Source organism: Marinobacter manganoxydans MnI7-9 (genome assembly GCF_000235625.1).
Lineage (GTDB): Bacteria > Pseudomonadota > Gammaproteobacteria > Pseudomonadales > Oleiphilaceae > Marinobacter > Marinobacter manganoxydans.
The window spans coordinates 23,565-36,890 of sequence record NZ_AGTR01000016.1 but is presented as its reverse complement, the minus strand read 5'-3'; the positions used below and the strand labels follow the sequence as shown (position 1 = coordinate 36,890).

Genomic DNA, 13,326 nt, shown 5'->3' with positions numbered 1-13,326 from the left:
ACTTTTAATCCCCTGTCTGTTGATTGTCAGCGGCAAACGGCCTGCCCAGATGGTAACCCATGGCCCCGTCGATACCCAGTTTACAGAGTACCGAGTATTCCGCGGCAGTTTCCACTCCTGTGGCGAAGACTTTCACGCCACGACTGTGAGCGATGGCCACCACAGACTCAAGGTAGAAGCGGTTATCTTCATGGGTGTCGATATTGTGGATGAAGCTGTTGTCGATACGCAGGGCCTGAAACCTCAGATTTCTCAGGTAACTGAACGGTACGCCTCCCACCCCGAAGCGGTCGACCAGTACCGGAACACCGAGTCGCCCCAACGCCCGGACCAGTAGGCCCGCCGCGGTCCGGTGGTGATGGATTGCCTGTTCTGAAATACCGATCCAGAGATTCCTTGCCGGCGAACCAGCCTGCCGCAGCTGGTCCAGCAAATCCGTGCGAAATGCCTCGCTGGCCACGGAGGCATTACCAAGCGAGACCGCCAGCGGCTGATCCGGGCTCTGTTTCAGGCAATCGAGCACCCGCTGGACCAGCAGACGATCAAGTTCCGAGATCAGCCCGAAACGCTCAGCCATTGGTACAAAAGTGCCTGCCTTCAAGGCCCCTTCGGCGGAATCGATCCGGGAAAACACCTGATGATAGACCGGCATGAGCCGGCCCTCGTTCACCATAGGCTGGAGCCACAGCGACAGGGCCTGCCGGCGGATCGCCTGACTGATAATCACCCGCCAGGTTTCGAGGTTGTGATGGCCGTCTTTCTCAGGGTCAGCCAGATGGCAGCCACTCTCGGCCCTGCTCTGGGCAGCGCGCAATGCTTCGTCCGCGGCCGCCATCAGATCCCGGGCACCACGCCCCTCAAGGGTTCTCGCCAGCCCGGCATGAACAGAGGTGTCCATCGGCGAAGCAAGATCTGCATAGACCCCATCGAGGTCCGTGACCAACTGACGACACCAGACACCGGCATCAGCCGGCATCGCACCGGGCAGAAAAATGGCAAATTCGGCGCCCGTTCGGCGCCCGGCAAACGACCCGGCATGCTGCATGACGAATTCGCCAATCCAGGTTGCTACCCTCAGCAGCAACCGGTCGGCCTCGCTCCGGCCATAGGCCTGGTTATATCCCGAAAAGTCGGCCAGTTGAATCAGCATGAGAATTCCGGGTGCCGCCTTTTCCTCGGACTCCACCTCCACCTTCAGGCGCTGGTCGAAGGCACTCCGGCTGGCCAGCCCGGTGACCGAATCCTCGTTGTTTACCCGGCGCAGGTGCTGAATGAGTTTCGCCTGGCCTTCGAAGAGCTGGCCGAGGTCATCCGCCATCCGGTTCATGGCGTCGGTCACCTGATTGATCTCGCGGGTCGACTTGATAGAGACCCGCCTCCTGAAATCCCGCTGCCCGAGGGCCTTTGCCTGATCCTCCAGTGCATGAAGCGGGCGCAGGGTACGACGAAGCAGAAGGAAAACCGCAAACAGTCCAATCCCCCCGATGACGGCAGTACTGGCAGTCAACCCGACGGTGATTCGCCAGAGGTCCTCATAGGCGCGACCGGGATGGCTGATTACCTGCACGGTTCCCAGACGGCTCCAGCCACGGACGACTTCTGCCTCGGCAACTGGCAGCGGAAGATCTGCGAGGTCGCGGAACCAGGCGGGGACAGCCACTTTATTGAGCGTCATGGCCCGACCGGCAACCTGCTCGCCCTGATGATTCAGATAGCTGACTGACAGGTAGCGGCCACTATCAAACACCGCATCAATGAGGGAGGCGGAGGCGACCGGATCGCGGCCGTCGATGGCATTGGACAGGGACAACCCGATGGCCGTGGCCCCGTCACGGGCATGACCTGCCAGCTGATCCGAGACATAGTCCCGGAAATAACCGTAGCTGGTGATAAACACCGCAACCAACAGGGTAACCAGCAGACTTCCGGTCAACACCAGAAGCAGGGTTCGCAATGTGACCGCACCCTGTTGCGTCTGCTTCAGGGGGATGTGCTTCCGTGCCATGGGGAGCTTCTCCGCATTGGCTGTGAGCCAGCCGGCCAGGTGTTTGTGACCTGCACCGCAGAGTTGACAAACATTTACATAGCGCAACCTACGCCGACAACATTAAACACTATAGACTCTGCAAAAGGACTAAGGTTGAAAAATCGTCCACACCGGGAAAGGACGACCAATAATGAAAAAGAGACAGGCCCGAGCAACATGAACGACGAAAGCCAGAAAGAAAAACTCAGGCAGCATTTCGCACGCCGTGTGACAACCCAGGCCCGGGTTGTTCTGGATACCTGGCAGAAAATTCACGAGGACCGGGACAAGGCTTCGGCCCACCGCAACGAGTTCGCCGCGGCTACGGACAAACTGGTGCGCTACGCCCAGCGGTTTGAAATGGACAGCCACGCCCGGGCCGGTCAGACCACGCTGGCGCTGATCAACCAGTGGGAACCCGGATCTGCCCTGAACGAGAGCCTCGAGCGACAACTGCAGGATGCCATCGAGACCTTGTCCCAGAGCACTCTGCGCAGGACCGACCTCAACAGTTCTGAAGCGCCCCACCAATTTCGTCGAACCCCGGTTTACATTGCCCTGGCCAACCAGGAAATGGCAGCCCGCCTGATCCGGCAGCTGGAATTCTTCGGCTTCCGGGCATCCGCTTTTGCCAATGCCGATGAACTGACCGAAGCCTGCGCACTGCACAAGCCGGAAACCATCCTGGTAGACGTCAATTTTGGCGGCTCGCCCAATGCCGGCATTACCACCATCGAACGCCTGCAGGAACGACACGATACGCCGATTCCGATTATTTTCATGAGTGACGAGGACGGTTCTATCGAGACCCGTCTGCAGGCTTCCCGCTGCGGCGGGGAAGAGTTCTTCTACCCTGCTGTCGATCCGGGGCAACTGATCGAAAAGATCGAGACCTACACCCACGGCAACACCGTGGAGCCCTACAAGGTCCTGGTTCTGGATGATTCCCGGGCCCAGGCGAAATATATGGAAACGGTTTTGAAGAAAGCGGGTATGACCGCCCACATCATCACCGACCCGATGCAGATCATCCACGCCCTGGAGGAGTTCTCGCCGGAGATCATCATCCTGGACATGTATATGCCGGGCTGTACGGGCATGGAAATCGCCCGGGTGATCCGCCAGCAGGACCGTTTTCACAGCGTGCCCATCATTTACCTCTCGGCCGAGGAAGACGTGACGAAACAGCTCCATGCCATGAGCCTGGGCGGCGACGACTTCCTGACCAAACCGATCGACCCGAAACACCTGATTGCCACGATCCACAATCGCGGGCGACGCGCCCGCTCGTTGCTGGCCCTGATGATTCGCGACAGCCTGACGGGCCTGTTCAACCACACCCACACCCTCCACCTGCTGGACCAGGAGATCGTGCGGGCGCGCCAGAAACAACAGCCGCTGTGCTTTGCGATGATCGACATCGACTATTTCAAGAAGGTGAACGATACCTTTGGCCACCCGATCGGCGACCGGGTACTGCGCAGCCTGTCGATGTTCCTCAAACAACGCCTGCGCAAGACCGACCACATCGGACGCTACGGTGGTGAGGAATTTGCCATCATCCTGCCCAACACCCGTCCGAGCGATGCCCGGAACGTTCTCAATGAAATCCGGGAGCGATTCTCCGAGTTGCAGCAACCGGCCGGCGACCGGGAATTCAATGTCACCTTCAGTTGTGGCATCGCAGCCTGGGACGACGACACTTCCCAGGCACTGTGCGAGCGGGCCGACCGTGCGCTGTACAGCTCCAAGGAGCTTGGCCGCAACTGCGTAACCCTGGCAGATTCCTGAATCCGGGCCGTGCCGCGGCCCGAATCCCTCCCCCCAGACTTTTCAGACAATTTTCGGTCGGGCATGGCTCAGTCACTGCCCGGCTGCTACCTTTTATGAAACCAACGTCGTATGGAAGTTCGTTCCGCCGTTCACGACAATGATTGTCATCAGCGGAAAGATCCCGTTTCGATTCATTTGCCGGCTTTTTACGACCAATGGACAACAGGAACGATTGTCAAAAAGTGTTGATCTGAACAAAACAAGCACGCACCATTGGGGGAACATGCCGTTAAAATCGGCGATCCTGTAAAAAGACATCAAGGCAGACAGAACCATGTCGACAATTCTCGTGCTCCACGGACCCAACCTCAACATGCTCGGTACCCGCGAGCCGGAGGTCTATGGTTACGAGACACTGGCAGACATCGACGACCGGTTGCGCTCACTGGCAGCAGAGCATGGGCATCATCTGCTGCACCTGCAATCAAATGCCGAATACGAACTGATTGAGCGGGTTCACGAGGCCCGGGCGGAAGGCGTGGACTTCATCATCATCAACCCCGCCGCCTTCACCCATACCAGCGTTGCCCTGCGCGACGCCATGCTGGCCTCGGGAATTCCATTTATAGAAGTGCATCTTTCGAACGTGCATGCCCGGGAACCGTTCCGGCATCACTCCTATTTCTCGGATATCGCCGAAGGCGTTATCTGTGGGCTGGGTAGCCAGGGGTACGACCTCGCACTCCAGGCAGCCCTGAAACGCATTCACCGATAGACCTGACAAAACGGGACTGGACTGACTATGGATATTCGTAAAATCAAGAAACTGATTGAGCTGCTCGAGGAATCTGACGTCGAGGAGCTGGAGATTCACGAGGCCGACGATTCGGTACGCATCTCCCGCCGGCGTGAACCGGCTGCCGGCACCCAGTACGTGAGCCACTACCCTGCGCCAGCGCCTGCCCAGCAGCCAGCTCCGGCGCCGGCAGCGTCCGCTCCGGCTTCGGAAGAGTCCTCTGCGCCAGCGGCCCCGGCCGGACACAGCGTGAAGTCTCCCATGGTAGGCACTTTCTATCGCTCACCCTCGCCCACCGCCAAGGCGTTTGTGGAAGTTGGCCAGACCGTCAATGTGGGTGATGTCATCTGCATCGTGGAAGCCATGAAGATGATGAACCAGATTGAGGCCGACAAGAGCGGCACCATCCAGGACATCCTGGTCGAGAATGGCCAGCCGGTTGAGTTTGACCAGCCCCTGGTCGTCATTTCCTGAACGCGGTGATAGCTACTCATGGCCATGTTAGAAAAAGTTCTGATCGCAAACCGGGGTGAAATTGCCCTCCGGATTCTGCGCGCCTGCAAGGAGCTGGGCATCAAGACAGTGGCAGTGCATTCCCAGGTCGATCGCGACCTGATGCACGTACGGCTTGCCGACGAGTCTGTCTGTATTGGCCCGAACAGCGCGACCGACAGCTACCTGAACATCCCTACCATCATCAGCGCCGCCGAGGTAACCGATTCCGTGGGTATTCACCCCGGCTACGGCTTCCTTGCCGAGAACGCCGATTTTGCCGAACAGGTGGAAAAGAGCGGGTTCCGCTTCATCGGCCCCAAGGCCGAGACTATCCGGCTGATGGGCAACAAGGTGTCCGCCATCAACGCCATGATCAAGGCCGGCGTTCCGACCGTGCCGGGCTCCGATGGCCCGCTGGACGACGATGAAGAGCGGACCCTGAGGATTGCCAAGGAAATTGGCTACCCCGTCATGATCAAGGCGGCTTCCGGTGGCGGCGGCCGCGGGATGCAGGTGGTCCATTCTGAAGCGGCCCTGCTCAAGGGTGTCCAGATCACCCAGAGCGAGGCCAAAAATGCCTTCGGCGACCCGACGGTTTACCTCGAGAAGTTCCTGGAAGCCCCGCGTCACGTGGAAGTGCAGGTACTTGCCGACATGCATGGCAACTGCATTCACCTGGGCGATCGCGACTGCTCCATGCAGCGCCGGAACCAGAAGGTAATAGAGGAAGCACCGGCTCCGAACATCAATCCGGAATCCCGGGAACGCACCCTGAAAGCCTGTACCGATGCCTGTAAGGAAATCGGTTATGTGGGCGCCGGTACGTTCGAGTTCCTGTATCAGGACGGCGAGTTCTATTTCATCGAAATGAACACCCGTGTCCAGGTAGAACATCCGGTCTCCGAGATGGTCACCGGTGTTGATATCGTCCGCGAACAGCTCCGCATTGCCAGCGGCCTTCCGCTGCAATACACCCAGGACGACATCCGGATTTCCGGCCACGCCATGGAGTGCCGGATCAACGCCGAGGATCCGAAAACCTTTATCCCCAGCCCCGGCAAGGTTAAACACTTCCATGCCCCGGGCGGTAATGGTGTGCGGGTGGATTCTCACCTGTACAGCGGTTACACGGTTCCCCCCTACTACGATTCCCTGGTGGCCAAACTGATCACCTGGGGCGACGACAGGGACATTGCCCGGCGCCGGATGAAGAACGCGCTGGACGAACTGGTGGTCGAGGGCATCAAGACCAATCAACCGCTGCATCGGAAACTGGTACGCGATGGTGGCTTTAAACAGGTAGACTTCACCATCCACTACCTTGAGAAACTGATGCGGGATTAATCATGCCCTGGATACAACTCCAGATCCCGGCTGATCCGGACAACGCGGATCAGCTGGAGGATCTGCTCATGGAGATGGGCTCTGACGCCGTCTCCATGGAAGATGCCGCCGACCAGCCCCTCTATGAGCCGGACCCCGGCACCACCCCTTTATGGAGCCAGACAACGGTGACCGGGCTGTTCGATTCCGGCCGGGATATCGAGCAGCTCTGCGCCGATATCCGGGATGCCTGGCACCAGCAAACCCAGCAGGCCCTTCCGGAAATCGACGTCACTCTGGTTGAGGACAAGGATTGGGAACGGGCCTGGATGGACGATTTCCAGCCCCTGAAATTCGGCGAGCGGCTCTGGATCGTCCCGAGCTGGCATGACGCACCTGACCCGGATGCGGCGAATCTGATGCTGGACCCCGGTCTGGCCTTCGGTACCGGCACCCATCCAACCACGGCCCTCTGCCTCGAATGGCTTGATGGCCAGGATCCCCATGGCAAGCAGGTGATCGATTACGGCTGTGGCTCCGGCATTCTCGGCCTTGCGGCCCTGCTCCTTGGCGCAGACCATGTGATTGGTGTCGATACCGACCCGCAGGCCCTCGAAGCCAGCCGGGAAAACGCCCGCCGCAACGGTGTCGAAGACAGCAAGCTGGACCTGTTCCTGCCAGACAACGAGCCCGAGACCAAAGCCGACATCATGCTTGCCAACATCCTGGCCCAGCCCCTGATCGGCCTTGCTCCCCATCTTGCCTCGCGGACCAGGCCCGGCGGCGATCTGGTGCTGTCCGGCATCCTGTCTAACCAGGCCCGGGAAGTAATGGCCGCCTATGAGCCATGGTTCGTCATGGACGAGCCCGAGCAGCGGGAAGAGTGGATACGCCTCACAGGACGGCGCCACGACAGATGACGAAACCGGTCTTAACGACTAAACTCCGAAACTCGTAGCCTAGTCGCTTTCAGGAAGAAGCATGACCCAGAGCAGCCTGCAGACACAGTGCCCGAATTGCCAGACCCGCTTCCGGGTAACCGAAGAACAGCTTGGCATTGCCAAGGGCAAAGTGCGCTGCGGGAACTGCATGAAGGTGTTCAATGCCATTGAGCACCAGGTTATCCCAGGCGGTGGCGAGAAACCACGAACCCCCGCCACCCCGGCACAACCCGCAGGTGCATCATCGCCTGCCGGCTCTATCTCCGGCTCCGGCGTCAGCGAGGAGGATTTTGTCTTCGCCGATAACCCGGAAGAAGATGCGGCGGAAGGGCCTTACGCCGGCACCAAGCTGACCTTCTCCGATGACGAGTTAAGCGATAGTTTCCGCAGCTTTGATGAGCGCGACGAAACAGATTACAAAGACGCTGACACCGACGGCCCCGATGAGCAAGTCGATGAGAGCTGGGCCGAAGCCATTCTTCAGGATGACGAGCCAGCATCCCGAAAACCTTCTGCCCCCCAGCGCCCCGAGCCTGCCCCCGAACCGGAACCTGAAGACACCTCTCCCGAACCGGAGCCGAGGCCAGCACCTCGCCCTGAGCTGAGCCTGGAGGAAGAACCGGTGTTTGAGCAGACCGGAACACCCTCCTCCGCGGCGACCGGGCCGGCCAAAGATTCTGATCCGTTCGATGACTTTGTGGACGAATCCGGTTTCGATTTTGATGAGCCGGAGCGACCGGCCGACGCGTTCCATGCCGACCCGCCCTTCCGGGATCTACGCCGGGAGCCGGTTGCTGTCGATTCCGGTGGAAGTGGCGTCCGCACGATCGTGTGGAGCGTGATTGTACTGGGTCTGATCGGTGTTCTGATCGCCCAGGTAACCTGGTTCCAGTTCGATCGACTGTCGGCCATCCCCGAGCTGCGCCCCTTCTATGAGAAAGGCTGTGAACTGGCCGGCTGCGAACTCAAACCGCTGATCAATGTGGAAGCCATCCAGAGCCGGAAACTGGTGGTGCGGACCGATCCGGATAATCGCTCGCAACTGGTGGTCGATGCCGTGATCATTAACCGGGCCGACTTCGAGCAACCCTTTCCCGCCATTGCCCTCACCTTTTCCAACCTGAATGGCGATGTGGTGGCACAGAGTCTGTTCACGCCTGAGGAGTACCTGGCCGGCGAAGGTCGGGAGCTGGACGCCATGCCCACGGATACTCCCGTTCGCATTGCCATCAACATTCGGGATCCGGGCCGTGACGCGGTGAATTACAACATCCTCTTCCGCCCCCACGCACCCTGATGCCGTAAGCAAGTATTCACTCGACAGCCATTCCCGACGGTCATCGTACAGAACAAAAGTCAACCAGAAAGGGCGAAAAATAATCAGTTTTTTCACCGCCCAGCCCCTTCAATCATTGTCCACCCGGCGGTATCATTACCGCCCTTCGGATGCTGGATCGGTTACTTATTGAACAACCGCTCAGCCCGACCTTTGCTTAACCCGCTGTGACACGGACTCAGATCATGCTGCCAACGGCAAAAATCGGGCCGTACACTTTGCCCAACCCCTTGATTGTTGCGCCCATGGCTGGCGTGACAGACCGCCCTTTCCGTCTTTTGTGCCGGAGGTTGGGCGCGGGTCTGGCGGTGTCGGAGATGGTCATAGCGGACAGCAAACTCTGGCATACGCGCAAATCACAGACCCGCCTGAACCATGAAGGCGAGCCTGAGCCCCGCTCGGTGCAGATTGCCGGCGGCGATCCGCAAATGCTGGCCGATGCCGCCCGTCAGAATGCGGAATTCGGCGCCCAGATCATCGACATTAATATGGGCTGCCCGGCCAAGAAGGTCTGTAACAAGGCCGCCGGTTCCGCCCTGATGAAAGATGAAGCCCTGGTTCGCGACATTCTGGAGTCGGTGGTTCAGGCGGTTGATGTCCCAGTCACCCTCAAGATGCGAACCGGATGGGACCGGGAAAACCGCAATGCACTGGTTATTGCCCGAATGGCGGAGGATGCCGGCATTCAGGCAGTGGCCATTCACGGTCGGACCCGTGCGGACAAATACGAGGGCAATGCCGAGTACGACACCATCGCCGATGTGAAATCCCGCATCAGCATTCCGGTGTTTGCCAACGGGGATGTTACATCGCCTGAGAAAGCCCGGGACGTCCTTCGCCATACCGGCGCCGACGGCCTGCTGATTGGCCGCGCTGCCCAGGGCAGCCCCTGGATTTTCCGGGAAATCCGGCATTTCCTGGAAACCGGTAGCCACATGGCCGCACCGGAGCTTGATGAGGTCGAGGAAATTCTGACCGAGCATCTCCAGGCGTTGCATGCTTTCTATGGTGAGACCATGGGCGTGCGTATTGCCAGAAAACACGTGGGCTGGTACCTGCAGTCCCACGATCCGGGTAAACAGTTCCGCAAACGCTTCAACGCGATCGACGATGCGCTGGAGCAGAGAGACACGATTCAACGGTATTTTGCAGGCTTACGAAATGGAGAGGTATTCGCAGCATGAGCGCTGAGACTTTGGCAAACGACAACCTGAGCACCCCGGCCAACGATGATATCCATCAGTTGCAGACGGTGAACAGCAGCGGCAACACCGTCACCCTGCGCGACAGCGTTGAGGTCGCCCTGAAAAACTACTTCGCCCAACTGGACGGCGCTCCGGTGACCGAGGTCTACCAGCTGGTGCTTTCCGAAGTGGAAGCCCCGCTGCTTGAACAGGTGATGAAATACACCCGCAACAACCAGACCAAGGCCTCCACCATGCTGGGCCTGAACCGCGGGACCCTGCGCAAAAAGCTGAAGCAGTACGGTCTGCTATAATCCAGACACCCTGATTTGAAGAGGGCCTCCCGGACACCATTCGCGAGGCCCTTATTCGTTCATCTCCAGCGAAGAAAGTGACCCATGGCAAACCAGGCTAACACCTCCGTCCGTCGCGCTTTGATCAGCGTGAGTGATAAAACCGGCATCGTCGATTTCGGCCGTGCCCTGACCGAACGCGGCGTTGAGCTGCTCTCCACCGGTGGCACTTACCGGCTCCTGAAAGAAAACAGCATCCCGGTAACCGAAGTCTCCGACTACACCGGCTTTCCCGAGATGATGGATGGCCGTGTAAAAACCCTGCACCCGAAGATTCATGGCGGGATTCTCGGGCGCCGGGGCACTGACGATGCGGTGATGTCCGAGCATGGCATTAGCCCTATCGATATGGTTGTGGTCAATCTCTACCCCTTCGAGGAGACCGTTGCAAAGCCGGACTGTGATCTGGCGACCGCTATCGAGAACATTGATATCGGCGGTCCGACCATGGTTCGCGCTGCTGCCAAGAACCACAACGACGTCGCCATCGTGGTCAACGCCAGTGATTACAGCCGGGTCCTCAAGGAACTGGAGGCCAACGATGGCCAACTGACCTACAGCACCCGGTTCGATCTGGCCGTAAAAGCGTTTGAGCACACCGCTGGCTACGATGGCGCCATCGCCAACTATCTGGGCGGCCGCACGCCGGATAACGACAACGCTGATTTCCCCCGCACCTTCAACGCCCAGTACGTGAAGGTCCAGGACATGCGTTATGGCGAAAACCCGCATCAGCGCGCCGCATTCTACGCCGAGCGCAACCCCAAGGAAGCCTGCGTGGCCACGGCCAAACAGCTTCAGGGCAAGGAGCTCAGCTACAACAACGTGGCCGATACCGATGCCGCCCTGGAATGCGTGAAGCCTTTCGCGGATCCGGCCTGCGTGATCGTCAAACATGCCAATCCCTGTGGTGTGGCGATCGGCGCCGATATCCGTCAGGCCTACGACCTGGCGTTCGCCACGGACCCCACATCGGCTTTTGGTGGCATCATCGCCTTCAACCGTGAGCTGGATGCGGAAACTGCCAAAGCCATCATTGATCGCCAGTTTGTGGAAGTGATCATCGCGCCGACCGTTGCTCCGGAAGCAGTGGAACTGGTAGCCGCAAAGAAGAACGTGCGTCTGCTTGCGTGCGGCGAGTTTGACGGCGACCGTGCCCGTTCCATGGATTACAAGCGTGTAACCGGTGGTCTGCTCGTTCAGGACCGGGACCTGGGCATGGTGGCCATGGAGGACGTCAAGGTGGTCACTGAGCGCCAGCCCTCCGAGCAGGAACTCAACGACCTGTTGTTTGCCTGGGAAGTGGCTAAATACGTCAAATCCAACGCCATTGTCTATGCCAAGGCGGGTCGCACCATCGGCGTCGGCGCTGGCCAGATGAGCCGTGTTTACAGCGCGAAGATTGCCGGTATCAAGGCCGCCGACGAGGGCCTGGAAGTGAAAGGGTCGGTCATGGCGTCCGATGCCTTCTTCCCGTTCCGCGACGGCATTGACGCTGCTGCGGCGGCTGGTATCACCGCTGTCATCCAGCCTGGTGGCTCCATGCGCGATCAGGAAGTGATTGATGCGGCCAACGAACACGGCATCGCGATGGTCTTCACCGGCATGCGCCACTTCCGGCACTGAGGGGTTATCACCATGAATATTCTCGTTATTGGCTCCGGCGGCCGCGAACACGCCCTGGCCTGGAAAGCCGCGCAATCCCCCAAGGCAGACCGTGTTTTCGTGGCGCCCGGCAACGCCGGCACGGCACGGGAAACCGGCCTGGAAAATGTCGACATCGACGTGATGGACCTGGACGGTCTCGCCAACTTCGCCGCCACCAATCATGTCGGGCTTACCATCGTCGGCCCGGAGGCGCCGTTGGTTGCAGGCATCGTCGACAAATTTGAGCAGCGTGGCCTGAGGGTTTTCGGCCCGAGTGCCGGCGCTGCCCAGCTTGAGGGCTCCAAGGCTTTCACCAAGGATTTTCTGGCGCGCCACAAAATCCCGACAGCCGGCTACGGCAACTTCACTGATGTGGACGAAGCCCTGGCCTATGTTCGCCAGCAGGGCGCTCCAATCGTCGTCAAAGCCGATGGCCTGGCTGCCGGCAAAGGCGTGATCGTTGCGATGACCCTGGAAGAAGCCGAAGATGCCATCCGCGACATGCTGGCCGGGAACGCGTTTGGTGATGCCGGTAGCCGTGTCGTCATCGAAGAGTTTCTGGAAGGCGAAGAAGCCAGCTTTATCGTGATGGTGGATGGCGAGCACGTTCTGGCCATGGCCACCTCCCAGGATCACAAACGCGTGGGCGACGGCGACACCGGTCTCAATACCGGTGGCATGGGCGCCTACTCGCCGGCCCCGGTGGTGACCGCGGATGTTCATCAGCGCATCATGGATGAAGTGATCTATCCGACCGTGCGCGGCATGGCGGCCGAGGGCCATCCCTATAAGGGGTTCCTCTACGCCGGCCTGATGATTGACAACAGCGGCACCCCCAAGGTGATCGAGTTCAACTGCCGTTTTGGCGACCCGGAAACCCAGCCGATCATGCTGCGGATGAAGTCGGACCTTGTGGAACTCTGCGACGCGGCCATCGACGGCAAGCTCGACCAGTGCGATTCCGAATGGGATGACCGCGCCTCCGTCGGTATCGTGCTGGCAGCCGGGGGTTACCCGGGCAGCTATAACAAGGGCGACGCCATTTCCGGCCTGCCGGACACCGAGACCGAAGGCGAGAAAGTGTTTCACGCCGGCACCCGTCTCAACGGAGACCAGGTGGTTACCAACGGCGGTCGGGTGCTCTGCGCCACGGCTCTGGGCAATACCGTCACCGAAGCACAGAAGCGTGCGTATGAGCTGGCCTCCCGGATCCGGTGGGATGGCGTGTTTTATCGCAAGGACATCGGCCACCGCGCCATCGGCCGCGAGACCCACTGAGCCTGGCCGACCGATCCGATCCTATTCTCAATCCCCGGCCGACCGGGGATTTCTTCGCCTGACCTGACACCTGCCTGCGTCATAAGCACTGACTATTGACTTTATAGTTACGGAACCGTAAAGTTTCGCCCGAACGTAATAGTAATGATTGTCACTTACATTTCGAAAAACAAA

At 59.5% G+C, this 13,326-nt stretch carries 11 protein-coding genes; 10 read left to right on the top strand and 1 reads right to left on the bottom strand.

From position 1 onward, the window contains the following. Window positions 1–4: 4 nt before the first annotated feature. Window positions 5–2,005 carry an EAL domain-containing protein gene (locus tag KYE_RS04765; protein WP_008170943.1) on the bottom strand — a complete coding sequence of 667 codons (2,001 nt, stop codon included), beginning with the start codon at window positions 2,003–2,005 and terminating at the stop codon, window positions 5–7. A gap of 198 nt (window positions 2,006–2,203) precedes the next feature. Here KYE_RS04765 and KYE_RS04760 point away from each other — a divergent pair, with 198 nt between their 5' ends. The 10 genes from KYE_RS04760 to purD all read left to right on the top strand — a co-directional run bounded on the left by KYE_RS04760 (window position 2,204) and on the right by purD (window position 13,152). Further along, entirely contained in the window at window positions 2,204–3,817 is a 1,614-nt protein-coding gene (locus KYE_RS04760) for a diguanylate cyclase (protein ID WP_008170942.1), read from the top strand. Window positions 3,818–4,133: 316 nt separating this feature from the next. Further along, window positions 4,134–4,574 (top strand): type II 3-dehydroquinate dehydratase, encoded by a 441-nt coding sequence (gene aroQ / locus KYE_RS04755; RefSeq protein ID WP_008170941.1) that lies wholly within the window; start codon window positions 4,134–4,136, stop codon window positions 4,572–4,574. A gap of 27 nt (window positions 4,575–4,601) precedes the next feature. After that, on the top strand, window positions 4,602–5,069 hold the full coding sequence (gene accB / locus KYE_RS04750; protein ID WP_008170940.1) for an acetyl-CoA carboxylase biotin carboxyl carrier protein: 468 nt from the start codon (window positions 4,602–4,604) through the stop codon (window positions 5,067–5,069). Between the two features lie 18 nt (window positions 5,070–5,087). After that, entirely contained in the window at window positions 5,088–6,434 is a 1,347-nt protein-coding gene (gene accC, locus KYE_RS04745) for an acetyl-CoA carboxylase biotin carboxylase subunit (RefSeq protein ID WP_014578428.1), read from the top strand. Window positions 6,435–6,436: 2 nt separating this feature from the next. Continuing rightward, window positions 6,437–7,333 carry a 50S ribosomal protein L11 methyltransferase gene (gene prmA / locus KYE_RS04740; RefSeq protein ID WP_008170937.1) on the top strand — a complete coding sequence of 299 codons (897 nt, stop codon included), beginning with the start codon at window positions 6,437–6,439 and terminating at the stop codon, window positions 7,331–7,333. Window positions 7,334–7,394: 61 nt separating this feature from the next. Further along, window positions 7,395–8,651 (top strand): DUF3426 domain-containing protein, encoded by a 1,257-nt coding sequence (locus KYE_RS04735; protein ID WP_008170936.1) that lies wholly within the window; start codon window positions 7,395–7,397, stop codon window positions 8,649–8,651. Between the two features lie 224 nt (window positions 8,652–8,875). Next, window positions 8,876–9,874 (top strand): tRNA dihydrouridine synthase DusB, encoded by a 999-nt coding sequence (dusB, locus tag KYE_RS04730; RefSeq protein ID WP_008170935.1) that lies wholly within the window; start codon window positions 8,876–8,878, stop codon window positions 9,872–9,874. Then, window positions 9,871–10,188: a DNA-binding transcriptional regulator Fis gene (fis, locus tag KYE_RS04725; RefSeq protein WP_008170934.1), complete on the top strand. Its 318-nt coding sequence runs from the start codon at window positions 9,871–9,873 to the stop codon at window positions 10,186–10,188. Before dusB ends, fis begins: the two co-directional genes overlap by 4 nt. Before the next feature lie 84 nt (window positions 10,189–10,272). Further along, window positions 10,273–11,853: a bifunctional phosphoribosylaminoimidazolecarboxamide formyltransferase/IMP cyclohydrolase gene (gene purH / locus KYE_RS04720; RefSeq protein WP_008170932.1), complete on the top strand. Its 1,581-nt coding sequence runs from the start codon at window positions 10,273–10,275 to the stop codon at window positions 11,851–11,853. Window positions 11,854–11,865: 12 nt separating this feature from the next. After that, on the top strand, window positions 11,866–13,152 hold the full coding sequence (gene purD / locus KYE_RS04715) for a phosphoribosylamine--glycine ligase (RefSeq protein WP_008170931.1): 1,287 nt from the start codon (window positions 11,866–11,868) through the stop codon (window positions 13,150–13,152). Window positions 13,153–13,326 lie beyond the last annotated feature (174 nt).

Bases quoted from the DNA above. Each gene is read 5' to 3' on its own strand.
- accC (WP_014578428.1), top strand. From the start codon at position 5,088: ATGGCCATGTTAGAAAAAGTTCTGATCGCAAACCGGGGTGAAATTGCC.
- dusB (WP_008170935.1), top strand. From the start codon at position 8,876: ATGCTGCCAACGGCAAAAATCGGGCCGTACACTTTGCCCAACCCCTTG.
- purH (WP_008170932.1), top strand. From the start codon at position 10,273: ATGGCAAACCAGGCTAACACCTCCGTCCGTCGCGCTTTGATCAGCGTG.
- purD (WP_008170931.1), top strand. From the start codon at position 11,866: ATGAATATTCTCGTTATTGGCTCCGGCGGCCGCGAACACGCCCTGGCC.
- KYE_RS04760 (WP_008170942.1), top strand. From the start codon at position 2,204: ATGAACGACGAAAGCCAGAAAGAAAAACTCAGGCAGCATTTCGCACGC.
- KYE_RS04735 (WP_008170936.1), top strand. From the start codon at position 7,395: ATGACCCAGAGCAGCCTGCAGACACAGTGCCCGAATTGCCAGACCCGC.
- fis (WP_008170934.1), top strand. From the start codon at position 9,871: ATGAGCGCTGAGACTTTGGCAAACGACAACCTGAGCACCCCGGCCAAC.
- accB (WP_008170940.1), top strand. From the start codon at position 4,602: ATGGATATTCGTAAAATCAAGAAACTGATTGAGCTGCTCGAGGAATCT.
- prmA (WP_008170937.1), top strand. From the start codon at position 6,437: ATGCCCTGGATACAACTCCAGATCCCGGCTGATCCGGACAACGCGGAT.
- KYE_RS04765 (WP_008170943.1), bottom strand. From the start codon at position 2,005: ATGGCACGGAAGCACATCCCCCTGAAGCAGACGCAACAGGGTGCGGTC.
- aroQ (WP_008170941.1), top strand. From the start codon at position 4,134: ATGTCGACAATTCTCGTGCTCCACGGACCCAACCTCAACATGCTCGGT.